The 26,159-nt window shown below is 52.6% G+C and carries 23 protein-coding genes; 8 read left to right on the forward strand and 15 right to left on the reverse strand.

The window, feature by feature from the left end; translation table 11 throughout:
• Positions 1–37 precede the first annotated feature (37 nt).
• From EX31_RS12155 to msrP, 15 genes are all read right to left on the reverse strand, one after another.
• Entirely contained in the window at positions 38–1,063 is a 1,026-nt protein-coding gene (locus EX31_RS12155; RefSeq protein WP_013577306.1) for an amino acid ABC transporter substrate-binding protein, read from the reverse strand.
• Positions 1,064–1,480: 417 nt separating this feature from the next.
• Positions 1,481–1,666, reverse strand: a complete 186-nt coding sequence (locus tag EX31_RS12160; protein ID WP_013577305.1) for a hypothetical protein — start codon at positions 1,664–1,666, stop codon at positions 1,481–1,483.
• Positions 1,667–1,752: 86 nt separating this feature from the next.
• Positions 1,753–2,673: a kdo(2)-lipid IV(A) palmitoleoyltransferase gene (gene lpxP / locus EX31_RS12165; protein WP_013577304.1), complete on the reverse strand. Its 921-nt coding sequence runs from the start codon at positions 2,671–2,673 to the stop codon at positions 1,753–1,755.
• A 420-nt stretch (positions 2,674–3,093) separates the two neighbouring features.
• On the reverse strand, positions 3,094–3,525 hold the full coding sequence (locus EX31_RS12170; protein ID WP_369794795.1) for a DoxX family protein: 432 nt from the start codon (positions 3,523–3,525) through the stop codon (positions 3,094–3,096).
• Between the two features lie 197 nt (positions 3,526–3,722).
• On the reverse strand, positions 3,723–4,019 hold the full coding sequence (gene fis, locus EX31_RS12175; RefSeq protein WP_004097144.1) for a DNA-binding transcriptional regulator Fis: 297 nt from the start codon (positions 4,017–4,019) through the stop codon (positions 3,723–3,725).
• A 21-nt stretch (positions 4,020–4,040) separates the two neighbouring features.
• Entirely contained in the window at positions 4,041–5,006 is a 966-nt protein-coding gene (gene dusB / locus EX31_RS12180) for a tRNA dihydrouridine synthase DusB (RefSeq protein ID WP_013577302.1), read from the reverse strand.
• A 389-nt stretch (positions 5,007–5,395) separates the two neighbouring features.
• The gene (locus EX31_RS12185; RefSeq protein ID WP_223510135.1) at positions 5,396–6,148 is read right to left on the reverse strand and encodes a carbonic anhydrase; all 753 of its coding nucleotides are present in this window, start codon (positions 6,146–6,148) and stop codon (positions 5,396–5,398) included.
• 145 nt (positions 6,149–6,293) lie between these two features.
• The gene (prmA, locus tag EX31_RS12190) at positions 6,294–7,178 is read right to left on the reverse strand and encodes a 50S ribosomal protein L11 methyltransferase (protein WP_037035003.1); all 885 of its coding nucleotides are present in this window, start codon (positions 7,176–7,178) and stop codon (positions 6,294–6,296) included.
• 43 nt (positions 7,179–7,221) lie between these two features.
• Positions 7,222–8,667: a sodium/pantothenate symporter gene (panF, locus tag EX31_RS12195; RefSeq protein ID WP_037035005.1), complete on the reverse strand. Its 1,446-nt coding sequence runs from the start codon at positions 8,665–8,667 to the stop codon at positions 7,222–7,224.
• On the reverse strand, positions 8,657–8,899 hold the full coding sequence (locus EX31_RS12200; RefSeq protein WP_015690529.1) for a YhdT family protein: 243 nt from the start codon (positions 8,897–8,899) through the stop codon (positions 8,657–8,659). The genes panF and EX31_RS12200 overlap by 11 nt, the downstream gene beginning before the upstream one ends.
• Before the next feature lie 85 nt (positions 8,900–8,984).
• Positions 8,985–10,334 (reverse strand): acetyl-CoA carboxylase biotin carboxylase subunit, encoded by a 1,350-nt coding sequence (gene accC, locus EX31_RS12205; protein WP_013577297.1) that lies wholly within the window; start codon positions 10,332–10,334, stop codon positions 8,985–8,987.
• An 11-nt stretch (positions 10,335–10,345) separates the two neighbouring features.
• Complete coding sequence (gene accB, locus EX31_RS12210) at positions 10,346–10,810, reverse strand: acetyl-CoA carboxylase biotin carboxyl carrier protein (protein ID WP_013577296.1); 465 nt, start codon at positions 10,808–10,810, stop codon at positions 10,346–10,348.
• Positions 10,811–10,842: 32 nt separating this feature from the next.
• A complete protein-coding gene (gene aroQ, locus EX31_RS12215; protein WP_013577295.1) occupies positions 10,843–11,295 on the reverse strand; it encodes a type II 3-dehydroquinate dehydratase in 453 nt (150 codons plus the stop codon).
• A gap of 241 nt (positions 11,296–11,536) precedes the next feature.
• Complete coding sequence (gene msrQ, locus EX31_RS12220; RefSeq protein WP_037035007.1) at positions 11,537–12,139, reverse strand: protein-methionine-sulfoxide reductase heme-binding subunit MsrQ; 603 nt, start codon at positions 12,137–12,139, stop codon at positions 11,537–11,539.
• A gap of 18 nt (positions 12,140–12,157) precedes the next feature.
• On the reverse strand, positions 12,158–13,159 hold the full coding sequence (msrP, locus tag EX31_RS12225; protein ID WP_037035010.1) for a protein-methionine-sulfoxide reductase catalytic subunit MsrP: 1,002 nt from the start codon (positions 13,157–13,159) through the stop codon (positions 12,158–12,160).
• A gap of 316 nt (positions 13,160–13,475) precedes the next feature.
• On the opposite strand from msrP, the gene csrD reads away from it, so the two are divergent.
• The 8 genes from csrD (at position 13,476) to tldD (ending at position 26,130) form a co-directional block, all read left to right on the forward strand.
• Positions 13,476–15,410: an RNase E specificity factor CsrD gene (csrD, locus tag EX31_RS12230; RefSeq protein WP_037035012.1), complete on the forward strand. Its 1,935-nt coding sequence runs from the start codon at positions 13,476–13,478 to the stop codon at positions 15,408–15,410.
• Positions 15,411–15,765: 355 nt separating this feature from the next.
• A complete protein-coding gene (gene mreB, locus EX31_RS12235; RefSeq protein ID WP_013577291.1) occupies positions 15,766–16,809 on the forward strand; it encodes a rod shape-determining protein MreB in 1,044 nt (347 codons plus the stop codon).
• A gap of 255 nt (positions 16,810–17,064) precedes the next feature.
• Positions 17,065–18,072 carry a rod shape-determining protein MreC gene (gene mreC / locus EX31_RS12240; RefSeq protein WP_013577290.1) on the forward strand — a complete coding sequence of 336 codons (1,008 nt, stop codon included), beginning with the start codon at positions 17,065–17,067 and terminating at the stop codon, positions 18,070–18,072.
• Positions 18,069–18,557 carry a rod shape-determining protein MreD gene (gene mreD / locus EX31_RS12245; protein ID WP_013577289.1) on the forward strand — a complete coding sequence of 163 codons (489 nt, stop codon included), beginning with the start codon at positions 18,069–18,071 and terminating at the stop codon, positions 18,555–18,557. The genes mreC and mreD overlap by 4 nt, the downstream gene beginning before the upstream one ends.
• A 7-nt stretch (positions 18,558–18,564) precedes the next feature.
• The gene (locus EX31_RS12250) at positions 18,565–19,158 is read left to right on the forward strand and encodes a Maf family protein (protein ID WP_037035013.1); all 594 of its coding nucleotides are present in this window, start codon (positions 18,565–18,567) and stop codon (positions 19,156–19,158) included.
• Complete coding sequence (gene rng, locus EX31_RS12255; protein WP_013577287.1) at positions 19,148–20,617, forward strand: ribonuclease G; 1,470 nt, start codon at positions 19,148–19,150, stop codon at positions 20,615–20,617. The genes EX31_RS12250 and rng overlap by 11 nt, the downstream gene beginning before the upstream one ends.
• 98 nt (positions 20,618–20,715) lie before the next feature.
• Positions 20,716–24,543, forward strand: coding sequence for an AsmA2 domain-containing protein YhdP (yhdP, locus tag EX31_RS12260; RefSeq protein ID WP_037035014.1), 3,828 nt, complete (start codon positions 20,716–20,718; stop codon positions 24,541–24,543).
• A gap of 141 nt (positions 24,544–24,684) precedes the next feature.
• Complete coding sequence (gene tldD / locus EX31_RS12265) at positions 24,685–26,130, forward strand: metalloprotease TldD (protein WP_013577285.1); 1,446 nt, start codon at positions 24,685–24,687, stop codon at positions 26,128–26,130.
• Positions 26,131–26,159 lie beyond the last annotated feature (29 nt).

A 26,159-nucleotide genomic window follows, 5' to 3' on the forward strand; every position in this document is an offset into this window, starting at 1 on the left:
TCCTTAAACACTTTTCAACTTCATGAAGAAAGGATATTTAGCGAACTGGAGGCGCGTATTGGATCCCGCCTTTATTCCACAATGCGTTCTGGCCACGTTTGATTTTCAGCTCGCTGCCCTGACCGACGTTGCGTTCAAAGCTTTCGCCGTAGTTGCCGACCTGTTTAACGATTTTTACTACCCAGTCATTAGGTACTTTCAGGTCAGCACCGTAAGTCCCGGTTTTGCCCAGCAGGTTGCTCATATCAGGGGTCGTCGGGTTAGCCGCCAGCTTATCCACGTTCTGAGAGGTTACGCCCATTTCTTCAGCGTTCAGCATCGCGAACAGTGACCAGCGGACGATCGCCAGCCAGTCTTCGTCACCACGACGAACCACCGGACCCAGAGGTTCTTTAGAAATCACTTCCGGCAGAACGATGAATTCGTCTGGTTTGCCGAGTTTGATACGCAGTGCGTACAACTGAGACTGGTCAGAGGCCAGGGTGTCACAACGACCTGAGTCCAGCGCTTTCGCACTTTCGTCCGAGCGGTCGAAGGTGACCGGTGTGTAAGTCATTTTGTTGGCTTTGAAGTAGTCAGCCACGTTCAGCTCGGTATCCGTACCGGCCTGCAGACAGACCGTTGCGCCATCGAGTTCTTTCGCGCTTTTCAGGCCCGCTTTCTGGTGAGTCAGGAAGCCGATACCGTCGTAGTAGTTTACGCCGGCGAAAATCATGCCCATGCCCGCATCGCGGGAAGAGGTCCAGGTCGTGTTACGTGACAGGATGTCCACTTCGCCAGACTGCAGCGCGGTGAAACGCTCTTTGGCAGTCAGCGGGGTATATTTCACTTTCTCAGCATCACCAAACACGGCAGCAGCCACCGCACGGCAGACGTCAACGTCGATACCGGTGAATTTGCCTTTGGAGTCAGCGTAAGAGAAGCCTGGCAGGCCGTCGCTGATACCGCATTGAACAAATCCTTTCTTTTTAACGGCATCCAGAGTGGTACCTGCATGAGCCTGACCAGCCAGTGTCACGAAGCTTGCTGCGGCAATCAGTGTTGAGAGCAATATTTTTTTCATAAAGCGTCCTGTGAGACAAAACTGAAAATTATTATTGTGTAAGTGCCGGAGCACCCTGTCTGTTTATGGGGCAACGCCCTCTGCACCTGTCTTTGCAAAGGGAGTGCCAACATGAAAAACGCCCCATCAATCAAGTCATGTAGAGGAATTGCACAGTAACATTGACGAGGCGTATAAAATTTATTGCCCCGTTTCAGTGCGCGGTCAATGTGGCTGCGTTAAATGAGTGCGGAATATTTCAATATTGGAGTGCAGATCGCGCTGTTTGCGGCGAAGTGAAATGTGCATTCATATTTGGAAAAAAAATGAGGCAAAACGATGAGTAAATCTCTCAGACCAGGCGTTCTGAGAGATATGTTGGCATGACGGGATTTAAAACAGGGGACATTATCAGTGCAGCGGAGAAAATGGAGTGACTTATTTGGCCTGATCTTTACTGCCTTTGATCAGTTTACGCGCCGCCGCAATCTGGTCATTGTCCGGCGTTTTAGGTTTGGCTTTGTTGAGCGCAGAACTGAGGCCTGAGCGCCCCCAAAGGTCAAAGCTGTCATCATCTTTGAGATGGTCAAAGATAGAAGGTGTCGCGTCGGGTTTTTTAGCCATAAAGATTACAGATCTCTTATTGGATGCAATGAATGAAAAAAGCCCGACGCGGTGGCATCGGGCTACTGTTTTATGGCCTCTGGCACTTATCGATAAAGCGAAGGCGCACCCGCCGGGCGGGTTTTAAAGCGGCGATGCAGCCAGAGATACTGATCCGGCGCACGCATAATTTCTTTTTCGATCACGCGATTCATGTAGGCTGCTGCCGCCATTTCATCGTCGATCGGGTAATCCTGCAACTGGGGCTGGATAACCAGTTCATAACCCGTACCGCCTGCTTTACGTACCAGCACAACGGTCACCAGCGCTGGTTTTGCCAGACGCGCCAGCATAAAGGTTCCGCTGGTAGTTGCGGCCTGATCGACAGCAAACAGTGGCGCAAATACGCTGCCACGCGGGCCGTAATCCTGATCCGGCGCAAACCAGACGGCTTCGCCTTTTTTAAGCGCGTGAACCATACCGCGTAAATCTTTGCGATCGAGCATCGCCTTGTTAGACCGCATACGACCCCAGGTCTGCACAAATTCCATCGCTTTATTGTTGTGCGGGCGATACATCGCCATCATCGGCTGACATAAGCCCATCGCGCGGCCGCCTAATTCCAGCGACATAAAATGCACGCCAATCACCAGCACGCCTTGTTTGTTTTCCTGCGCCTTTTTCAGGTTGTGCAGGCCGCTGACGTCAAACCAGCGTTTAACACGGGCATCCGACCAGAACCAGGCCATGCCGGTTTCCAGCAGGCCCATGCCAAGGGATTCAAAGTTGCTGATGATGCGCGCTTCGACCTGATCAGCGGGGAGATCCGGGAAGCACAATTGCAGGTTACGGCGCGTTATCGACACACGACGTTTCAGGAAACGCATGGACGTCCGGCCCAGCCAGATGCCGAGACGGTTTAACACCGGATAAGGAAGCTGAACCAGCAGGAACAATACGCCAAGGCCAAACCAGGTCAGCCAGTAACGTGGATGTAAAAATGATGCGCGAAAGCGAGGAGAATTCATAAAAGCCCAATCATCTGCATAAAAAACCGGGGTAACGCGTCAGGGGTTAGCTCAGTCGCGATACGAATTGTCTGTTAAAGAGTGGGACAACATGCGGGTGTAAACGTTTCCGAAAGCACATATATTGACTCACTTTTACTTTATCAAGACACAATTAAAAGGCGGGATCGCGAAGCTGAAGGGCTGTCCGTAGGCGTTGAGCGGGGCGAATTCGACTCTTGCCGTGAGTATAACATGTCGTGTGATCTAACCGCAGAGGGTAATTGTCCGATAAACACACTCTTTACTGTTTATTTACGTGTGGGTTTAGACAATAAAATGAAAACGCTACGGAAAGAAGGCATTAGCATTCAGACGTCGCGATATCCTCCACATGATATTTCAGCATGCTCCGCTGGCGAAACATGCTGAAAGGGAATATCAGCGATACAGCGGGTTGCTCATTACAGAGTATCGTCCACTGCCATACAGCGCGATCACGACGGCTGCCATGAAGTAATAGACGATATCTTCAATCGCCCAGGCACCGACCGGGGTGAGTGCAAAGGTGTGATGGATACCGACCATCAGCCACGCAACAATCATTGTCGCTGCGGCAGACAGCGCGGCGAGTCGGGTGAAAATCCCCAGCATCATCATAATCGGGGCGATCACTTCGCCGATGATCACGCCGTAGGCGACAAATGCCGGAATACCATAGCCTGCCAGCATGCCCTGAATACCGCCCAGACCGTCATGCAGCTTATGCCAGCCGTGAAAAATCAGCAGTCCATAGGTGATCCGTAACAGCAAAATCGCCAGATCAGGCTTGTTCAGTGCTGCGGTAAAACGAAGATAAAGTTGCTTCATCAGAGTGACTCCCGGAGACGTTTTATTGTCCGTCTAAGGTAGTGCTTAATCGCTGAATGCAGGAGATAATTATTCTCATTTGGGTTGATCTGGGTTAGGTTTTGCGCAGATTTTGGGGTAAAGGTTTACGGGCAAAGCAGAAAACAAAAAGGCGCTCCCCTTGCGGAAAAGCGCCTTTTTAAGACATCGACTGATTAGTATCAGTTCATGCCGTATTTTTTCAATTTCTTACGCAGCGTACCGCGGTTGATACCCATCATCAGGGCCGCACGAGTCTGGTTGCCACGGGTATACTGCATCACCATGTCTAACAGTGGCTGTTCAACTTCAGCCAATACCAACTCATACAGGTCATTCACGTCCTGACCATTCAATTGAGCAAAATAGCCCTTAAGTGCTTGTTTTACCGAGTCACGCAGGGGTTTTTGGGTTACCTGATCCTGAGAATTAACGGTAGAAACGGTCAGTACGTCAGAATTCACGCGTTGTTCGAACATAGTTCTGTCAGCTCTTTTTTGTTACGCAAGATTTTCGAAATATGCTTCCAACGCCTCCAGCTGTTCGCTGGCATCCTCTATGGCGTTGAAGGAGCGCCGAAACTGGTCATTTGGGGCATGCTCCTGGAGATACCAGGAAACATGCTTACGGGCGATACGGAATCCCTTGCCTTGACCGTAAAAGTCGTGCAATTCCCGTACGTGCCCTATTAACAAGCGCTGAACCTCACCCATAGGAGGTGGAGGTAACAGCTCCCCTGTGTCCAGATAATGCTGGATTTCCCGGAAGATCCAGGGTCTCCCCTGAGCGGCACGTCCTATCATCAGAGCATCAGCTCCGGTGTAGTCGAGCACCGCTCTGGCTTTATGCGGGTCAGTTATGTCGCCATTCGCGATAATCGGAATGGAAACACTCTGCTTAACTGTCCGAATACTGTCGTACTCTGCTTCTCCATTGAAGAGACAGGCACGGGTTCGGCCATGAATAGTCAGGGCCTGAATTCCACAGTCTTCAGCCAATTGGGCAATTTGTACACAGTTACGGTGTTCCGGTGCCCAACCAGTACGAATTTTCAACGTGACTGGCACATCTACCGCCTTAACAACGGCAGTCAGGATTTGTTTCACCAAATCCGGATACTGCAACAATGCAGAACCTGCCAGTTTGCGGTTCACTTTCTTGGCCGGGCAGCCCATATTGATATCAATGATTTGCGCACCGCTTTCCACGTTAATTCGTGCAGCAGCCGCCATATCTTCGGGGTCGCAACCGGCAATTTGCACGGCGCGGATCCCCGGTTCATCGTTATGTACCATGCGCAAACGTGACTTATCCGTCCGCCACACCTCCGGATTGGAGGAGAGCATTTCAGATACTGCCATTCCAGCCCCCATCGCATGACATAAGGCACGAAATGGTCGGTCAGTGATACCGGCCATCGGGGCCGCAATCAGGCAATTTGTAAGCTGGTGGTGTCCGATGCGCATGAACTAGGAATGACCATACTGATGTCCGCAAGGGCGCGTATATTACGCATTTTCGCTGCGATATGAAAGGCCAAACTTTGAGCAATTTGATAAGAAAATGCCTTGTCAGCGCTGAAGTTCATAACGATTTGTTTTTTTATCGTGGTTTTACATTGAGTTATGTGACTTCGGTCAAATTGTGCGCTTGGGCAAATTCCTAATAACTCTCTGAATCATCCGGTTATAACAGTTGATTCTAAGGGGAGATCTGACGTTTTAAGCAGCAACAACCACAAAATTCTGTGATGCAGATCGTCTTTTGGTTAAAAAGTGACTCATTTTCAGAAAGGTGAACAAACAAGACAAAGAGATGCAGAAACAGATTCTGCACCTTAATCTGCAGTACGGAATTACTCTGCCACTACCACGCGGCCATGCAGTCCTTGTACCGGGCGATTGTTCGCATGATGCATCGCATGCTGGAATTTCTTCAACTGCGCCTCAGACAGCGTCTGAGGTTGTTTAACGACCAGCCAGCGAACGCCTTCTGTACAAGGCGGCGTAGTCAGTGACCCGCTGAAACGATAATGCGTCAGATCGGTGGGCAGCAGGCCATCAAGACTGACTTTCTCTTTCAGCGTGACAGATTCGCCCGCTTTTTCCGGCATCTGTTGCCAGATTTTTTCCAGCTCGGCATTAGCTTTGCCGGTTTCAAACATTACGGCAATCACCGCAATTTCACCGTCAGCATCCATATGAACAAAATGCGCCTCCATCGGGAAAGATTTACCGTTGAGGGTATTTTCGCTCGGAGAGTGGAAGTGGAATTGCTGGAGGACGAATTTATCCCCGTCCAGCGTGGCAAAATCACCCTGCTGAACATTGACCTGCACGCTGTGGCCGTTATTAATGACATTCACCGGCGGTAACTGATAGCTGAGTTTAAGCGGGCGAGGGTGCACCTCTAACGCCTCTTTGATATCGATAGGCGACTGTGCTTTGCCCTGCTCGCACAGATGGAAGTCAGGGCTGAGTTTTGACCAGTTTTGCGGGGCGGCGTCGCCATCATATGACCAGTGTGGCGTTTCGTTTGCGAAGGCGGGTTGTGCAGAAACTGACAGCGTAAGTGCAGCCAGCGCGGCAGACAATATTGTTCCTTTCAAGAGTTATCCCTTTCATTTGTTGAGTAATAAACCTTGCGAAGTGTAAGGGGTTTACGCGGCAGGAGAAATACGGGAAAAGGCCGGAAAAGGATTTTGGGGGGAAACCCGCTCTTTCTGCACAAACAGAAAAAGCGGGAGGCTGACATCAGGCTTTTTTAACACCGGTTATACGGCACCATTCTTCTTTCTCGGCCACCGGATCCAGTTCGAATTGGTCTTTATAGGCATCCGCTACGCTTTGCGCCTGGCTGGCCAGTACGCCGGAAAGCCCCAGATGGCCACCTGCTACCGGCAGCACGCTGATCAGTGGCGCCAGTTCGCGCAGAGGGCCTGCGAGAATATTGGCGACCACCACGTCGGCTGACAGGTTATCAGGCTGGTCTTTCGGCAGATAAAGCGACAGACGCTCTGATACGCCGTTACGTTCGGCGTTATCACGGCTGGCCTGAATTGCCTGCGGATCGATGTCGATCCCAACCACGTGTTTTGCACCCAGCTTCAGCGCGGCGATCGCCAGAATGCCGGAACCACAACCGAAGTCGATCACGGTTTTATCGGTCAGATCCAGACTGTCGAGCCATTGCAGACACATCGCGGTGGTCGGGTGGGTGCCGGTACCAAACGCCAGTCCCGGATCCAGCATCACGTTCACGGCATTCGGATCCGGCACATCGCGCCAGCTCGGGCAAATCCACAGACGTTCGCCAAAACGCATCGGGTGGAAGTTATCCATCCATTCGCGTTCCCAGTCTTTGTCTTCCAGTTGTTCGATTTTGTGCACGAAACCTTTGCCCAGCAGAGGTTCGTTCTCCAGTATGGCGATCACTTCGTCCATGTCGGTTTCCGCATCGTACAGGCCGATGGCGTCGGTATCACCCCACAACAGGGTTTCGCCCGGCAGCGGTTCGAAGACCGGATTATCGTGGGTGTCCTGGAACGTTACGGACACGGCGCCACTTTCGATAAGCGCGTCGCTCAGCGTTTCCGCGTCGTTACCGGTGGTATTAATTTTCAGTTGGATCCAAGGCATAGCCATTCTCTTCTTAACAATCTGTAAAATCAGTGCCGCCTGTTCAGGACGGCTTGAGTACGTTTTCGCGTGGCTGTTTACCAAACTTATTGCCGGTATAAAACGCCAGCAGGCTCAGCAACAGCGACGGCACAATCGGATGCAGACCGGCAATATGCAGGTCAATACTGGCGAGCAGGGTATAACAAACCGCGCCAACAATCATTGAGCTCAGTGCGCCCGTGGCGTTCGCCCGCTCCCAGTACAAACCGAGCACCAGCGGCCACAGGAATACCGCTTCCAGCCCGCCAAACGCCAGCAGGTTCAGCCAGATAATCATTTCCGGCGGACGCCATGCGGCCAGTAAGACCAGTAATCCCAGTATAAAGGTGGCCCAGCTTGAGAAGCGTTTTAACTTGCGCTCGTTAGTCAGTTGTTCCGGTTTAATACCGAGGTACAAGTCTTTAACGATAGTCGCAGATGATTGCAAAAGCTGCGCGTTGATGGTCGACATAATGGCGGCCATCGGTGCCGCGAGGAAAATCCCGGCGGCGTAAGGCGGCAGCACGGTGATCATCAGCGTCGGGATCACCTGATCGGGAATTTTCAGATCAGGTAAAATGGCGCGCCCCAGCGCACCCGCCAGATGCATACCAAGCATCAAAATGGCGACCACAATAGTGCCGAGCACAATGCCACGGTGTACCGCTTTGCTGTCTTTGTAGGAAATACAGCGCACGGCGGTATGCGGCAGGCCAATCACGCCAAAGCACACCAAAACCCAGAAAGAAGCCATAAACGGCAGTGAAAGGACGTCATCCCCGCCATGCACGGATACCAGTTTCGGATCGATTTGCTGGAGCTTATCCACCGCACTGTGCAGGCCACCCGCCGCGTGAATGACAGCGATCAGGAGTAAAATGGTGCCGAGCAGCATCACCAGTCCCTGCATGGCGTCATTGAGCACGCTGGCACGAAAGCCGCCAAACGCGGTATACAGCGCGATGCTGATGCCGAAAATCAGCAGTCCGGTGTCGTAAGGAATACCGGCTGCTGTTTCCAGCAGGCGTGCGCCACCGATGAACTGAACGGTCATCGCGCCCAGAAACGCCACCAGCAGACTCAGGCTCGCCAGCCAGACCAGCAGACGGCTCTGGTAGCGGGCAAACAGCATGTCGTTCAGCGTGACCGCATTATAGCGGCGCGCCAGAATGGCGAATTTTTTACCCAGTACGCCGAGTGAAAGCCAGACGGCAGGCAACTGAATCATTGCCAGCAATACCCAGCCAAGGCCAAATTTGTAGGCGGCACCGGGGCCGCCGATAAAGGAACTGGCACTGATGTAGGTGGCGGTCAGGGTCATGGCCAGCACGAAGCCGCCCATGGAGCGGTTGCCGAGGAAATATTCAGTCAGGAAGTTGCCCTGCTCGCGGCGGGTATATGCATAAACAGACAACCCGAAAACCAGCAGCAAATAGGCAATCAGTGGCAATAAGACTTCAGTCTGCATGACTGTCCTCCAGCGGAATATCGCGGTAAATCACGCGAACCATCAGCCAGCTTAAAAGAACGAATATCAGCGGTACCAGCAGACAGGCCATTTCGAACCAGTGCGGCAGGCCGGTGATGCCCTGTTTATCGTCAGGAATATAGGCGGCAAAACTCCATGCCAGCAGATAAGCAATCGTCAGCCCAAAAGCCCATCGGGCTTCACGGTTGGCTTGTAAGAAACGTTTGTCCAACGCCATTTACTTGTCTCCCCTCAAAACGTAAAAAAGGCCGGAATATCCGGCCTTGATAAGAGAGTACGCAACGGTACGGTCTTTTTTATTTTTCCTGCAAACCGAGTTTTTTCTCAAGATAGTGGATGTTAGTGCCACCATGTTGGAAATTCTCGTCGTCCATAATGCGCATTTGCAGTTCAATGTTGGTTTTGATGCCGTCGATGATCAGTTCTGCCAGCGCATTTTTCATGCGGGCAATGGCCACTTCACGGGTTTCACCGTAAGTGATCAGTTTACCGATCATGGAATCGTAGTACGGAGGCACAGTGTAGCCTGCGTAAATGTGCGATTCCCAACGAACACCGAAGCCGCCAGGGGCGTGGAAACGGGTGATTTTGCCTGGGCTTGGCAGGAAGGTGTTAGGGTCTTCCGCGTTAATGCGGCATTCCACCGCATGGCCTTTGACTTTCACTTCGCTTTGTTTGATCGACAGTGGCTGGCCGGACGCAATGCGCAGCTGCTCTTTGATCAAATCCACACCGGTGATCATCTCGGTAACCGGATGCTCAACCTGGATACGGGTGTTCATTTCGATGAAGAAGAACTCGCCGTTTTCATACAGGAACTCGAAAGTACCTGCGCCACGGTAGCCAATATCCACACAGGCTTTGGCACAACGTTCGCCGATGAAACGACGAAGATCTTCCGTGATGCCCGGTGCTGGCGCTTCTTCAACGACTTTCTGGTGACGACGCTGCATGGAGCAGTCACGTTCAGCCAGATAAACGGCGTTGCCCTGACCATCAGCCAGTACCTGAATTTCCACGTGACGTGGATTTTCCAGGTATTTTTCCATGTAAACCATGTCGTTGTTGAAAGCTGCTTTAGCTTCCGCACGGGTCATGTTGATGGACTGTTCGAGGTCTTTGTCGCCGCGTACAACACGCATACCACGACCACCGCCGCCGCCAGAAGCTTTGATGATGACCGGATAGCCGATACGTTTTGCGAAGGCACGGTTTTGATCCATGTCATCGCCCAGCGGGCCGTCAGAGCCAGGTACACAAGGTACGCCAGCCGCTTTCATCGCCTGGATCGCAGAAACTTTGTCACCCATCAGGCGGATAGTTTCAGCTTTCGGGCCGATGAAGATAAAACCAGAACGCTCAACCTGCTCTGCAAAATCGGCATTCTCGGACAAGAAACCGTAGCCCGGGTGGATAGCCACCGCGCCAGTGATTTCCGCCGCAGCGATGATGGCAGGGATGTTCAGATAGCTTTTTACTGAAGGTGCAGGACCGATACAGACGGTTTCGTCTGCCAGCAGCACGTGTTTCAGGTCACGGTCAGCGGTAGAGTGCACAGCAACGGTTTTGATGCCCATTTCTTTACAGGCACGCAAAATACGCAGAGCAATCTCGCCGCGGTTCGCGATAACAATTTTATCTACCATGGTACGCCTCGTTATTCGATGACGACCAGCGGCTCGTCGAATTCAACCGGTTGGCCGCTTTCTACCAGAATTGCTTTAACAACACCGGATTTGTCTGCTTCGATTTGGTTCATCATTTTCATCGCTTCAACGATACACAGGGTATCGCCGGCGTTCACTTTCTGACCCACTTCGATGAAGGCTTTAGCGTCCGGGCTTGGCGTACGGTAGAAGGTGCCTACCATCGGTGAGCGAACGATATGGCCACTGATTGCAGCCGGAGCTGCTTCTGCAGGCGCAGCTGCTGGCGCAACCGCAGCAGCCAGACCTGGCTGTTGTTGTACAGGCATAGCGTAAGCCTGTTGCATCATAGGATAAGCCTGCGCAGGTGCAGCACGGCTGATACGTACTGATTCTTCGCCTTCAGAAATTTCCAGTTCAGAAATGCCTGATTCTTCAACCAGTTCGATCAGTTTTTTAATTTTACGAATATCCATGGGTGTGATTCCGTACTCTTTTTGCGTAGAAATTAGTGGGTTTTTGACAAGCGGTTAACCGCTGCCTGTAATGCAAAGTGGTAGCCATCTGCGCCAAGTCCGCAAATAACGCCCACTGCGATGTCGGAAAGATAGGAATGGTGCCGGAACGCTTCGCGGGCATGTACATTCGACAGATGGATCTCGATAAACGGAATCGACACCCCCAGTAATGCATCGCGCAGCGCCACGCTGGTATGGGTAAAGGCCGCGGGATTGATCAGGATGAAATCGACATTTCCGCGTGCCTGATGAATACGTTCAATCAGGACATGTTCTGCATTGGATTGCAGATGGCTCAGTGCTACATCAGCAGCAGCAGCCTGCACTTCCAAACCTTTAACAATATCGTTGAGCGTGGTGTGTCCGTACGTTTCAGGCTCACGGGTGCCTAACAAATTCAGGTTAGGACCGTTCAGTAGCAAAATGTCAAACTTATGCGCCATTGTGAGCCTATCTCCGGCAATTAGACAAAGATTGTAGAAAATACCCTGATGTCACCGGTTTGTCACCTATTTCGCGGCAAATCGGCCCGTCTCTTCGGCATGAGGTCGGGCATTATAATGATATCGTGGCAATTCGCAGCTAAATACTGGTCTTATCAGCGAAGATAATCAACCCTCGGCCGGTCAACGTGGGTGCAATTGTCGAAATTATGAGGGGCAACCGGGCCAAAAGTTCCACGGCTTATCGCAGCCACTGGCGGAATTTTTTATAACGGAATGCCAGCAAGATGACGGCAAGTATTGCGTAAATCACCGGTTGTGGCGACAGCACTTTTACCGACCAAAGGTAGTGGATCGGCGCAAGTATGGCGATGAGATAAATGAAGTTGTGCAACTTTTGCCAGGTTGATCCCATTTTGCGTTGTGCCCACACGGTGGAGGTGCAGGCCAGTGCCAGCAGCAGGATCCAGCAGATGATACCGAGGGTGAGATACGGGCGCGATATCAGTTCACTTCCCAGCAGGCGGATATTGTTGATCCCAAGCTCCAGGAATGAATAGCTGAGAAGATGCAAGGTTCCCCACGCAAAACACCACAACCCCAGCAAACGGCGCGTGCGGATCAGTAATGGCTGTTTGCCATAGCGTGCGACGGGCGTGACCAGTAATGTCACCAGCAAAAATTTCAGAGTCATCCTACCGGTAAAATGCTGAATATCTTTGGCGGGATCGGCACTGAACCAGCCCTGATTAATCGAAAGCACAATCCAGAAAAAAGGCAAAATGGCGCAAAGATAGATGATCACTTTCAACCCGGTAATATTGGCAGGGCTTAAACGACGCATAACTGAACCGCCTCTTCCTTAATAGAACTTACGTAAATCCATACCGTGATACATCGATGCTACCTGCTCGGCATAACCATTGAACAGCAATGTCGGCTGGCGTTGCACGTCGAGTAAGCCGCCGGAACCGATAAACCGTTCCGTTGCCTGCGACCAGCGCGGGTGATCCACATGCGGGTTCACGTTGGCGTAAAACCCGTATTCGTTGGAGGCAATCTGGTTCCAGGTTGTCGGCGGCTCATCTTGAGTAAATTTGATGTTCACGATGGATTTGATGCCTTTGAAACCGTACTTCCACGGAATGGTCAGGCGGATGGGCGCGCCGTTTTGTGGCGGAAGTGCTTTGCCATAAACGCCGACCGTCATCATCGCCAGCGGGTTCATCGCTTCATCTATGCGCAATCCTTCAACGTACGGGTAATTCAGTCCACCGCCGATAAACCGGTCTTTCTGCCCCGGCATATGTTCCGGGTCATATAAGGTAGTAAACGCGACATAACGCGCTTTGCTGGTCGGTTCGGCAAGCTTGAGAATCTCACTCAGCTGAAAACCGATCCACGGCACCACCATCGACCAGGCTTCGACGCAACGCATCCGGTAAATACGTTGCTCAAGCGGGAAGCGCTTCATGATGTCATCCATATCCAGCGTCATCGGTTTAGCAACTTCGCCTTCTATTGTTAATTTCCACGGCGAGGTAACCAGTTGCCCGGCGTTGGCGGCCGGATCAGCTTTATCCAGCCCGAATTCATAGAAATTGTTGTAGCCGCAAACTTTGTCCTCGGGGGTCAGTGTCAGGTCATTTTGATAAGCAGCGGGTTTGGTGAAATCCAGCGGTTTACCGGCGGGCGCGGCAGGGCGGTCATGGCCTTTGAACCAGGAAAGGATATCTGCGCGTGCATTTTGGGGAACAGCGAGTGCCGCGGCACTGATCCCCAGTGCCTGTAAAACTTTGCGCCGGTCATAAAAAATACTTTCGGGTGTGACGTCTGCTTCGGTTAGTTTGCGGGGTTTGAACATAGCCTTCTCCGGCATTCTCATTTTCGTGATTCATTTTTATGGTTATAAACAAAGCATGGCGTGAAACCGGACGCTTTGCGAGATATCACGCTAAAAAAGCGCATTTTGCCGCAGACATTGAGGAGGCACTTACCATTTATATAAGAATTACGAATTGATTGGTTTTTGTGTTGCTATGCTATGAATGTATGCGAATGACTCTTTCGAAAATTTCTCCTTTCATCGCATTTTTCTGTTTTATAGTAGCGGCGTTTTTTCGTGGCAAGCTCAGAGAAAGGGTTTGTTTTCCCCTCACCGTAGCGAGTAAGGCACAGGGATGCGATTTACTACCAGACTATCGGCACTGATGACGATGTTAGTTGCGCTGGCAATGTTACTGATGTTGCTTGGCGTCACTTTCAGCTTTATCTATCTGAACAAACAAGATACCGAACAACATCTTCAGGCGCTTGCCACGACTTATGATCAGGCATTGCTAACGCATCCCCCCGCAGATGCCCAACGCTGGATGCCTCAGGCTATGCGTATGCTTGATGTCACGGATATCGAAGTCAAACTTGATAACACCACCGTTTTTGAATACCACGAGCGTCCGGATGTACACCGCTCGTGGGACAGCGTGATGCCGGAATATGACACTGCCATTATCCCGCTGATGCACAACCACGCCATGTCGCTGCACATTTCCTATGTTGATCCTGTCAGCAGTTACATCCGCTCCCTGCGTTCCACGTTCACGATTGGGATCGCCATTCTGGTCATGCTCGCTATGCTGCTGCTCAGTTTTCGCTGGTTACGTCAGGAAACTGATGGTGTGGAAAAGCTGGAAGACCGCGCGGTCAGAATATTACGCGGTGAACGGGAAGGGCTGTCCGGTCATGTGGGCGAATGGCCGCATTCTGCCAGCAGCGCAATAGATCGTCTGCTGAGGGATCTGAATGAAGCACGTGAACAGCGCAGCCGCGTGGATACCTTGATCCGTGCTTATGCTCAGCAGGACGCGCAAACCGGCCTCAGTAACCGCCTGTTCTTTGACAATCAGCTTGCGACGCAGCTGGAAGAAAAGGGCGCGCACGGTGTGCTGATGTTACTGCGCTTGCCGGATTTCGACACCATGCGCGAAACGCACGGTCAGGCAGTGGTCGAAGAACTGCGTTCGGCGATGGTGAATTTGTTATCGACGTTCGTGATGCGCCATGTCGATGCGCTGCTGGCACGTTATTTCCACAGTGATTTTGCCGTGCTGTTGCCACACCGCACCTTAAAGGAAGCGGAAGTGATGGCCTCACAATTAGTCAATGCGCTCGGCGTCCTGCCGACTTCGTCGCTAATTGACCGCGATGCGCTGATGTACATCGGTATCAGCGCCTACCGTTTCGGTCAGACGCCGGATCAGGTGATGGACATGGCCGAGCAGGCGACGCGACATGCGGCGTTCCAGGGCAGTAACAGCTGGTTTATCTATGATAAAAATGTGCCGGAAAAAGGTCGCGGCAGCGTGCGCTGGCGGACCCTGCTGGAAAACACGCTGGCGCGCGGCGGCCCGCGTCTTTATCAGAAGCCCGCCTTCACCCGGGACAACAAACCGGATCACCGTGAGGTGCAGCGGCGTGTCTTCGACGGCGAGCAGGAACTGCTGGCTGCGGAGTTTATCCCGCTGGTGGTTCAGTTCGGGTTGTCGCAAAGCTTTGACCGGGTCATGTTAAGTCAGATTATTCCGTTACTTAACCGTTGGCCGGATGAAACGTTAGCATTTCACCTGACGGTTGATTCATTATTGCAGCGCTCATTTGTTCGCTGGCTGCGCGATACCTTGCTGCAGTGCGAAAGAACACAACGAAATCGAATTTTGATTGAACTTGCTGAGGCGGATCTCTGTCAACATACCGACCGCCTGCGTCCTGCGATCAGATTGTTACAGGGTTTGGGCTGTCGTCTGGCCGTTTCGCAAGCCGGACTGACGGTGGTCAGCACCTCCTATCTGAAAACTTTCCCGGTGGAGAGAGTCAAGCTTCACCCGGGGTTAGTGCGTGATATTGATAAAAGGGTTGAAAATCAGCTCTTTGTACAAAGCTTACTCAGTGCGTGCGAAGGGACTCAGGCGCTGGTATTTGCCTCTGGCGTGCGCACAAAAGAGGAGTGGGCTGTCCTGCTGAAAAGCGGGATCCACGGCGGGCAGGGCGATTTTTTTGCCGGTCCGGAGCCTGTTGAACCGGCCGGTAAAAAATATTCACACAACCGCGATGTTTAAGTGACCGTTAACGCATTATTTAACGTAGAATGAGCCAGCTTTTGACCTACGCCCTTGTCTGGTATCCGGTGTTTGTGCTCAGACCGCAGATGGATGGAAGATGTTGGTAAAAGTGTAAGAATTTATGTGTGGTGTTGCTACTTCGCCTGGGTGCCTGCCCGAGGTAAACCGAGCCTGCGAGACAGAATTATTTCGCAGTGCCATCAGCCTCAAAAAGTCACCGCAAGTGAATGGCGACATCGCGGACAATTTTCACGGAAGCAGGACGTTTTTGCGCCTTGTCGCTGCTTCGCGTGGTTGGTAAAGTAGGCGGATTTTATTTTCCGCCCCCAGCTAGCAGGATTATCCCTTCGTTATGTTTAAGAAATTTCGTGGCATGTTTTCCAACGACTTGTCCATCGACCTGGGTACCGCCAATACCCTCATTTATGTAAAAGGACAAGGCATCGTGCTGAATGAGCCATCAGTTGTGGCTATTCGTCAGGATCGTGCTGGTTCACCTAAAAGCGTTGCTGCTGTTGGTCACGACGCGAAACAGATGCTGGGTCGTACTCCTGGCAATATTGCCGCTATTCGTCCAATGAAAGACGGCGTTATCGCTGACTTTTTCGTGACTGAGAAAATGCTGCAACACTTCATCAAGCAAGTTCACAGCAACAGCTTCATGCGCCCAAGCCCGCGTGTACTGGTGTGTGTGCCAGTCGGTGCAACTCAGGTTGAACGCCGTGCTATCCGTGAATCTGCACAAGGTGCAGGCGCGCGTGAAGTGTTCCTGATTGAAGAACCGATGGCTGCGGCAATCGGTGCAGGCCTGCCGGTATCCGAAGCGACCGGTTCAATGGTGGTGGATATCGGTGGTGGTACCACAGAAGTTGCCGTGATCTCCCTGAACGGCGTGGTGTATTCCTCTTCTGTACGTATCGGTGGCGATCGTTTCGACGAAGCTATCATTAATTATGTACGCCGTAATTATGGTTCACTGATCGGTGAAGCAACGGCTGAGCGTATCAAGCACAGCATCGGTTCTGCCTATCCGGGTGATGAAGTGCACGAAATCGAAGTGCGCGGTCGTAACCTGGCTGAAGGTGTTCCACGTGGTTTCACGCTGAACTCCAACGAAATTCTCGAAGCATTGCAAGAGCCGCTAACCGGTATCGTCAGCGCGGTGATGGTTGCACTGGAACAGTGTCCGCCAGAACTGGCTTCTGACATCTCCGAGCGCGGCATGGTGCTGACCGGCGGTGGCGCATTACTGCGTAACCTTGATCGCCTGCTGATGGAAGAAACGGGTATTCCTGTTGTTGTCGCAGAAGATCCACTGACCTGCGTCGCCCGTGGCGGTGGTAAAGCATTAGAAATGATCGACATGCACGGCGGCGACTTATTCAGCGAAGAGTAATCTCAGCGAAGACTTGCTGATTCAAACAAGTCTTGTTGCAAGCAAGAATAGTCTGCCCGGGAAGGTGGTTGTCCGTCAGGTAAAACCTGCAACGCGAAGTGTGCAGTGTTCAATGTGGATCCGTGCAAACACTGGCTGAGCGATAAAGCTCTGCCAGTGTTTTGGCTATCCCATGAGATTGCCGCCGTTTCTGTCAGGTGAGGTCTTTACTTCGACTGGCTGAAACCTTCTGTTGCCGAGGAACTCGCATATTTTATGAAGCCAATTTTTAGCAGGGGACCTTCCCTGCAACTGCGACTTTTTTTGGCTATTCTCACGGCCATTGTCCTGATTGTTGCCGACAGTAAAATAGGTACGTTTGTTAAAATCCGCACCTATATGGATACTGCCGTCAGTCCCTTCTATTTTTTGTCCAATGCCCCGCGTGAATTCTTAGATCAGGTCTCTTCTACGTTTGCCACCCGTGGCCAGCTGGAACTTGAAAACCGCGCTTTGCGTCAGGAATTGTTGCTGAAAAACAGCGACCTGATGCTGCTTGGCCAATACAAACAAGAAAATGCTCGCTTGCGCGAGCTGCTGGGATCACCGTTGCGTCAGGACGAGCACAAAATGGTGACGCAGGTTCTCTCCACCAGCAATGATCCTTACAGCGATCAGATCGTCATCGACAAAGGCAGCAACAACGGTGTGTATATCGGGCAACCCGTCATCAGCGATAAAGGCGTTGTTGGCCAGGTCATCGCTGTTGCCGCGCTGACCAGCCGTGTGCTGCTGATTTGTGATGCTTCACATGCGTTGCCGATTCAGGTGCTGCGTAATGACATCCGCGTTATCGCTGCCGGTAGCGGCTGTGCTGATGACTTACAACTTGAACACTTGCCAAGCAACACCGATATTCGTGTCGGTGATGTGCTGGTCACCTCAGGTCTGGGTGGACGTTTCCCTGAAGGGTATCCGGTCGGCGTTGTATCTTCGGTTAAAGTTGATAATCAGCGTGCGTATACCGTCATTCAGGCGCGTCCGACCGCCGGTCTGCAACGTCTGCGTTACCTGCTGTTACTATGGGGGTCTGACCGTAATGGCGAGCATCCTTTACCGCCGGATGAAGTTCATCGCGTGGCCAATGAACGCCTGATGCAAATGATGCCGCAAGTGTTGCCACCTCCGGGAGATATGGGGCCGCCAGCTCCTGTTCCTCCACCGGCAACGGGTACGGTAACGACACCGGTTAGCACGCCTGCTGTGCAGGGAGCGACGCAATGAACAGCTACCGGAGCCACGGACGCTGGATTATTTGGCTATCCTTCTTAATAGCCATGTTATTGCAGGTGATGCCGTGGCCTGAACAGATTTATATGTTCAGGCCGTCATGGCTGATGCTGATCCTGATTTACTGGGTGATGGCATTACCGCATCGCGTCAACGTGGGTACCGGTTTTGTTGTCGGGTTTATTATGGATCTGATCCTGGGATCGACCCTGGGTATCCGCGCGCTGGCTTTTGCCATTACCGCCTACCTGGTCGCGTTCAAATTCCAGTTATTCCGTAACCTGGCTCTGTGGCAACAAGCGCTGATTGTTATGGTGCTTTCGCTGGCTGTGGACGTCATGGTGTTCTGGGGAGAATTCCTGGTAGTCAATGTGTCGTTCCGGCCTGAAGTTTTCTGGAGCAGTGTGGTCGACGGTGTGCTGTGGCCATGGCTGTTCCTGCTGATGCGTAAAATTCGTCGTCAGTTTGCTGTGCAATGAGGATGTTATGACCGCACTTTATCTGGCTTCCGGGTCACCACGTCGCCGTGAATTACTGGCCTTGCTGGAACTGCCTTTTGAGCGTCTGGTGACTGAAGTTGCAGAAGAGCGTCAGCCTGACGAAGCCCCGCAAGATTATGTTTTACGGCTGGCGAAAGATAAAGCGCAGGCCGGTGTGGCGGTCGCGGCAGAGGATTTGCCGGTGCTTGGCGCAGATACGATTGTGGTCCTCGACGGTAAAGTGTTGGAAAAGCCACGTGACGAAGCGCAAGCCGCTGTTATGCTTAAGGCATTGTCTGGCAGACAGCATCAGGTGATGACCGCCATTGCGTTTGCCGACAGGCAGGAATGCCTCAATACGTTGGTTGTGACCGATGTCACTTTCCGTTCACTATCCTCCGACGATATTGCACATTATATTCTGAGCGGTGAGCCCATGGATAAAGCGGGCGCTTATGGTATTCAGGGAAAGGGCGGTTGTTTCGTCCGTGAAATTCGCGGCAGTTACTATGCAGTTGTGGGCCTTCCTCTGGTGGAAACTCAGGAACTGCTCAATGAATTTTCTGCCTTACGCGAGCTTAGGAGAAAACATGACAGCTGAATTACTGGTCAATGTCACCCCGTCTGAAACCCGCGTGGCTTACATTGACGGTGGCATTCTGCAGGAGATCCATATTGAGCGCGAGACCAAGCGCGGGATTGCCGGCAATATTTATAAAGGGCGTATCAGCCGTGTTCTGCCGGGTATGCAGGCAGCATTTGTCGATATCGGCCTTGAAAAAGCCGCATTTTTACATGCTTCAGACATCATGCCGCACACCGAATGTGTGGCGCGTGACGAGCAGAAAAATTTCCACGTGCGTGACATCGCAGAACTGGTGCATCAGGGCCAGGATCTGATGGTGCAGGTGGTGAAAGATCCGCTGGGCACCAAAGGTGCGCGTCTGACGACCGACATTACCTTGCCTTCCCGCTATCTGGTGTTCATGCCTGGTGCGTCACACGTTGGCGTGTCGCAGCGTATTGAAAGCGAAGCCGAGCGTGATCGCCTCAAACGTATCGTCTCAGAATATTGTGATGAGCACGGCGGCTATATTATTCGTACCGCAGCCGAAGGCGTGGGTGAAGAAGAACTCAAACAAGATGCGGCCTACCTGAAACGCTTGTGGACCAAGGTGATGGAGCGCAAGCGTCGCAACAAAACCAAGTGCAAGCTGTATGGTGAGCTGGCACTGGCGCACCGTGTGCTGCGTGATTTTGCCGGTGAAGCACTGGACCGCATCCGCGTTGACTCCCGTCTGACGTATGAATTGCTGGTCGAATTCACCAGCGAATACATGCCTGAAATGACCAGCAAGCTGGAGCATTACAGTGGCAAGCAGCCTATTTTCGATCTATTCGATGTGGAGAACGAAATCCAGCGTGCGCTCGAGCGCAAGGTGGAACTCAAGTCCGGCGGCTATCTGATTATCGATCAGACCGAAGCCATGACCACCGTGGATATTAATACCGGTGCGTTTGTCGGCCATCGTAATCTGGAAGACACGATATTTAACACTAACACCGAAGCGACGCAGGCCATTGCCCGTCAGCTACGGCTGCGCAATCTCGGCGGCATTATCATTATCGACTTCATTGATATGTCGAATGAAGATCATCGCCGTCGCGTGCTGCACAGCCTCGAGCAGGCGCTGTCGAAAGACCGCGTGAAAACCGGTATTCACGGTTTCTCCGCCCTTGGTTTGGTGGAGATGACCCGCAAACGTACCCGCGAAAGCGTCGAACATGTGCTGTGCAGCGATTGTCCGACCTGTCATGCACGCGGCACGGTGAAAACCGTTGAAACCGTCTGCTATGAAATTCTGCGTGAAATTGTGCGTGTGCATCATGCCTACGATTCTGACCGTTTCCTGGTTTACGCGTCTGCCGCAGTAGGGGAAGCGCTCAAGGGAGAAGAATCCCATGCACTGGCCGAAGTAGAAATCTTCGTCGGCAAGCAGGTGAAAGTGCAGATCGAGCCGCTCTACAGTCAGGAACAGTTTGACGTCGTCATGATGTGATCCGATGGCTATTCGTCTGAAGCATCAAGAAGTTAAAGGTTTCCATTGCCGTCTGTGCGGGTGAAAACCAGCATGGAATGGAAAACAAGGAGAGAAGTTTGAGGCGACTGCCCGGTATTTTATTAACCACCAGCGCAACCCTTGTCGTGATAGTGGCTTTGGTGATCAGTGGCTTGCGTCTGGCATTGCCTCAGTTGACCCGCTTCCAGGATCAACTGGTCGGGAAAGTCGAGGCGGTCACGGGCGTACCGATCGAGTTATCGCAAGTCAGCGCCAGCTGGAAAACCTTTGGCCCGATCATGGAGATCCGAGGCCTTCAGGTGACATTACCGGACTCAAAGTGGCAGGTTCAGCGCATTACCCTGGCGCTGGACGTCTGGCAATCCTTACTGCATTTCCGCTGGCAGTTCCGCGACCTTACTTTTTACAATTTGCAGCTGGATTTAAACAGCACGCTGGGTGGCGAAAGCAATAAAGGCAACGGCATCCAGCCAAACCGCGTCAGTGATATTTTCCTCAGACAGGTCGACCATTTCGATCTGCGCAACAGCCGCATTTCCTTCCTGACGCCTTCCGGTCCACGGGCGGAATTTGACATTCCTCAGATGACCTGGCTGAACAGCCACAACCGCCATCGCGCCGAAGGGCAGCTTAGCCTGTCGAGTTTTAACGGGCAGCACGGCATTGTGCAGTTGCGTATGGATCTGAACGACACCAATGGTTTGCTCAATAACGGGAAAATTTATCTTCAGGCCGATGATATCGACATGAAACCGTGGTTCAGCCGGTGGTTGCGCAATAATACCGGTCTGGAAAGTGCTAACTTCAGCCTCGCGGCGTGGCTGACGGTGCGTAGTGGCGATATTTATGCCGCTGACGCATTGCTGAAAAATGGCTCTGCCACCTGGAAAAATGGCACTGAGGAACACCAGCTCGATGTCGATAATCTGACATTACACGGTAACCGTCAGGGTAATGGCTGGCAGGTTGGCACGAAGCAGCTGAATCTGAAAACCGATGGTGTGGCGTGGCCGAAAGGCCGCCTTGAAGTACTTTATCTGCCGGAAAATAACCAGTTCCTCGGGCCTTCGCAGGGTGAAGAGCTGCGCATCCGTGGCACCAATCTGCAACTGGAACGTTTAGGCCCGGTGATCCCGACTTTCTCATTCCTGACTCCGGCTTTACTGGAGCGCTGGCAGGATTTAAAACCCGCCGGTAACGTTGATCGGCTCGCGCTGGATATCCCGCTAAAGCAGCCTGATCAGACCCGTTTTGATGTGAACTGGCGCGATGTCAGCTGGCAGCGCTGGAAACTACTGCCGGGTGTCAATCATTTCAGTGGTGGCCTGAAAGGTAGCGTGGCGGGCGGGCAGATGACGGTGAAATTACAAGACAGCCTGCTGCCGTACGGCGAAATGTTCCGCGCACCGCTGGATATCAGTGCGGCGACCGGTACCTTTAACTGGAAGAACGGCAAAGATGGCTGGTCATTGTCGGGTAAAGACGTAGATGTCAAAGCCAACGCGCTGTGGGCGAAGGGCGATTTCCGCTACAACCAGCCTGTCAAAGGTGAGCCGTGGCTGAATATTCTGGCCGGTATTCGCCTGTATGACGCCGGTCAGGCCTGGCGCTATTTCCCTGAACCGCTGATGGGCAAACATCTGGTAAATTATCTGAGTGGTGCCATAAAGGCCGGTCAGGTGGATAACGCCACCCTGACCTTCAACGGCAATCCACATCATTTCCCGTTCAAAAAGAACGAAGGGCAGTTTGAAGTGTGGGTTCCGCTACGCCACTCGACCTTTGAGTTCCAGCCAGGTTGGCCAGCGCTGACTGATCTGGATATCGATCTCGATTTCCTTAATGACGGCCTGTTTATGAAAGCCGCGCACACCAAACTGGGCAATGTGGACGGCAACAACGTCGTTGCCAATATTCCTGACTACCTGAAAGAAAAACTGTTTATTGATGCGGACCTGCGCGGGCAGGGGAAAGATATCGGCGATTATTTCATGGATACGCCGTTGCATGACTCGCTGGGCTCGGCGCTACAGGAATTGCAGATTGGCGGCGAAGTGAATGGTCGCTTACATCTGGATATTCCGCTTGATGGCGAACTTGTGCGTGCATCCGGTGGCGTCACGCTCAATAACAACAGTCTGTTTATTAAACCGCTGAACAGCAAAATCAGTCAGCTCAGTGGCCAGTTCAGTTATGACAACGGCAACCTGCAAAGTAACCGGCTTACCGGTAACTGGTTCGGGCAACCGGTCAACGTGATGTTCAGCACGCAGGAACTGCCGGATGATTTCAAGGTTCAGGTCGGGCTGGATGCCAACTGGCAACTGTCCAAAATCCCCGGCTTGCCAGCGGCAGCAGCCAGTAAAATTTCGGGCGGTACGCTGTGGAAAGGCGACGTCAATATTACGCTGCCGCACAAAGGTACCCCGACCTATACCGTCGATGTAAACGCCGATCTGAAAGATGTGAGCAGTCACTTACCCGATCCGTTAAGCAAGAAAGCCGGTCATCCGCTGCCGCTGGTGGTGAATGTCAAAGGCGACCTGCACAGTTTTAATCTGCAAGGTGTGCTGGCGGGCAAAGATCATTTCAACAGCCGCTGGCTGCTGGGTAAACAACTGAAGCTCGATCGCGCATCGTGGCAGGCAAACAGCAAAAAAACGCCTCCATTGCCGGATGACAGCAGTCTGACGCTCCATCTGCCCGCACTTGATGGTGAAAGCTGGCTGGGTTTGCTGTCGCCGGATAAAGCGACGCAGGACACTACTACTAAACTGGCCGGTTTCAGCTTCCCGCACCAGATTATCCTGACAACGCCTGCGCTGACACTGGGCGGACAGGTCTGGAATGACCTGACCCTCACCTCGGTACAAGGGCATCAGGGCATGGAGGTCACTGCCAAAGGTAAGGAAATCGATGGCAGGCTGAATATGAATGACAACGGTCCGTGGCTGGCTAATCTGAAATACGTCTATTTCAATCCGCAATGGACGGTCGCGGATGTGGCCAGCAGCGGTCAGCCGGGCGGTAATCCGTTTGCTACTGAAAAGATTTCGTTTGCCAGCTGGCCGGCATTGCAACTGCGTTGCGAAGCCTGCTGGTTCCTCGGTCAGAACTTCCGCAAAGTGAATGCTGACCTGACACCGCAAGGCGATCAACTGATGCTGCGTAACGGTCTGATAGATACCGGCGTGGCACGTCTCGACGTGCAGGGCGACTGGAGGCAGAACGGGCAGGGCGAAAACACCGGCCTGAAAGGCAAGCTGACCGGTAAAAATATTGAGCAGGCCATGTCATTCTTTGGTGTGACTACACCACTGAAAGGCGCGCCGTTTGACGTTAACTTTGATTTGCACTGGAAATCCGTGCCGTGGAAGCCAGATATCAGCACACTGAACGGCACCCTGAAAAACACGCTGGGCAAAGGCGAAATTGCGGATGTCGGCACGGGCCGCGCCGGACAATTGCTGCGACTGGTCAGCTTCGATGCGCTGCTGCGCAAACTGCGTCTTGATTTCAGCGATACCTTTGGCCAGGGCTTCTATTTTGACTCGATCAAATCCACGGCCTGGATTAAAGACGGCGTACTTCATACCGACGATCTGCTGGTTGACGGACTGGAAGCAGATATCGCCATCACCGGGAAGGTCAATTTCGTGAATCAGCAATTGGATCTCGAAGCGGTCATTGCGCCGGAAATTTCCGCCACAGTAGGTGTGGCGACGGCGTTCGTCATCAACCCGGTAGTCGGCGTTGCAGTCTTCGCTGCCAGTAAAGTGCTGGCACCGCTGTGGAATAAAATCTCGCTTATCCGCTATCAGATTGACGGCACTATCGCAGAACCGCGTATCAACGAAATTCTGCGTAAACCGGTTGAACATCCAAAAGCCGCCGCCGCACAGTAACGCCACCGTGAAGGTGGCAGGAAACCTCGTTCATGCTGTGTTAGGCTGTTAATAACCTTGTAACAATGGATTGTCTGGCGTGCAGACTGTGTAGACCACAGTCTGCACGCCGGATTGTCGTCTAAAAGAGAGTGAACATCTATGAGTCTGGCCTTAGTCAGTGAGCAGTTACTAACTGCTAATAATCTGAGTCATCAGGATCTGTTTTCCATTTTGGGCCAGTTGTCTGAACGTCGTCTTGATTATGCCGATCTCTTTTTCCAGTCCAGTTTCCATGAAAGCTGGGTGATCGAAGACAGCATCATCAAAGACGGTTCTTACAATATCGATCAGGGCGTCGGTGTTCGTGCGGTAAGCGGTGAAAAAACCGGTTTTGCTTATGCTGACCAAATCACGCTGAATGCCCTGAACCTGAGTGCAACAGCTGCCCGCAGCATTGTCCGCGACCAGGGCAATGGCAAAGCGCATACGCTGGGCGAAATTGCCTATAAATCTCTTTATTCTCCGCTGGATCCGCTGCAAAGCCTGTCACGCGAAGCAAAAATCGAACTGCTGCACCGCGTCGACAAAATTGCCCGTGCGGCCGATAAGCGCGTGCAGGAAGTCAGTGCCAGCATCACCGGCGTGTATGAAAACATCCTGGTGGCAGCCACCGACGGCACGCTGGCGGCAGACATTCGCCCGCTGGTGCGTCTGTCCGTGAGCGTTCTGGTTGAACAGGACGGACGTCGTGAGCGTGGCTCAAGCGGCGGCGGCGGTCGTGTTGGTTATGACTACTTCCTCGAAACCGTTAACGGTGAAGTGCGTGCGGAAGCTTTTGCCCGTGATGCCGTGCGTATGGCGTTGCTGAATCTGACGGCAGTCGCCGCCCCGGCAGGTGGCATGCCGGTGGTGCTGGGCGCAGGCTGGCCAGGTGTGCTGTTACATGAGGCGGTAGGCCACGGTCTGGAAGGTGACTTCAACCGTCGCGGAACCTCTGTATTTAGCGGTCAGATGGGCAAACGGGTGGCTTCTGAACTGTGTACCGTAGTGGACGACGGCACCCTGCCGGGTCTGCGCGGTTCACTGGCGATTGACGACGAAGGTGTACCGGGGCAGTACAACGTGCTGATCGAAAACGGCGTGCTGAAAGGCTACATGCAAGACAAACTGAATGCGCGCCTGATGGGCGTTGCGCCGACCGGTAACGGCCGCCGCGAATCTTACGCCCATCTGCCGATGCCGCGTATGACCAACACTTATATGCTGGCCGGGAAATCAACGCCGGAAGACATTATCAGTAGCGTAGAATTTGGCCTGTATGCGCCAAACTTCGGCGGCGGTCAGGTGGATATTACTTCGGGTAAATTCGTGTTCTCTACCTCCGAAGCTTATCTGATCGAAAAAGGCCGCATCACCAAACCGGTGAAAGGCGCGACGCTGATCGGCTCGGGCATTGAAGCGATGCAACAGATTTCCATGGTCGGCAACGATCTGGCGCTCGATAAAGGCGTCGGTGTGTGTGGTAAAGAAGGCCAGAGCCTGCCGGTCGGGGTCGGTCAGCCTACCCTGAAACTGGATAATCTCACCGTCGGCGGCACTGCGTAGCAGAAGATTATTTCGGTGTTATCCCTCCC

The sequence above is a fragment of the Rahnella sp. WP5 genome (genome assembly GCF_000745615.1).
GTDB classification, from domain to species: domain Bacteria; phylum Pseudomonadota; class Gammaproteobacteria; order Enterobacterales; family Enterobacteriaceae; genus Rahnella; species Rahnella aceris.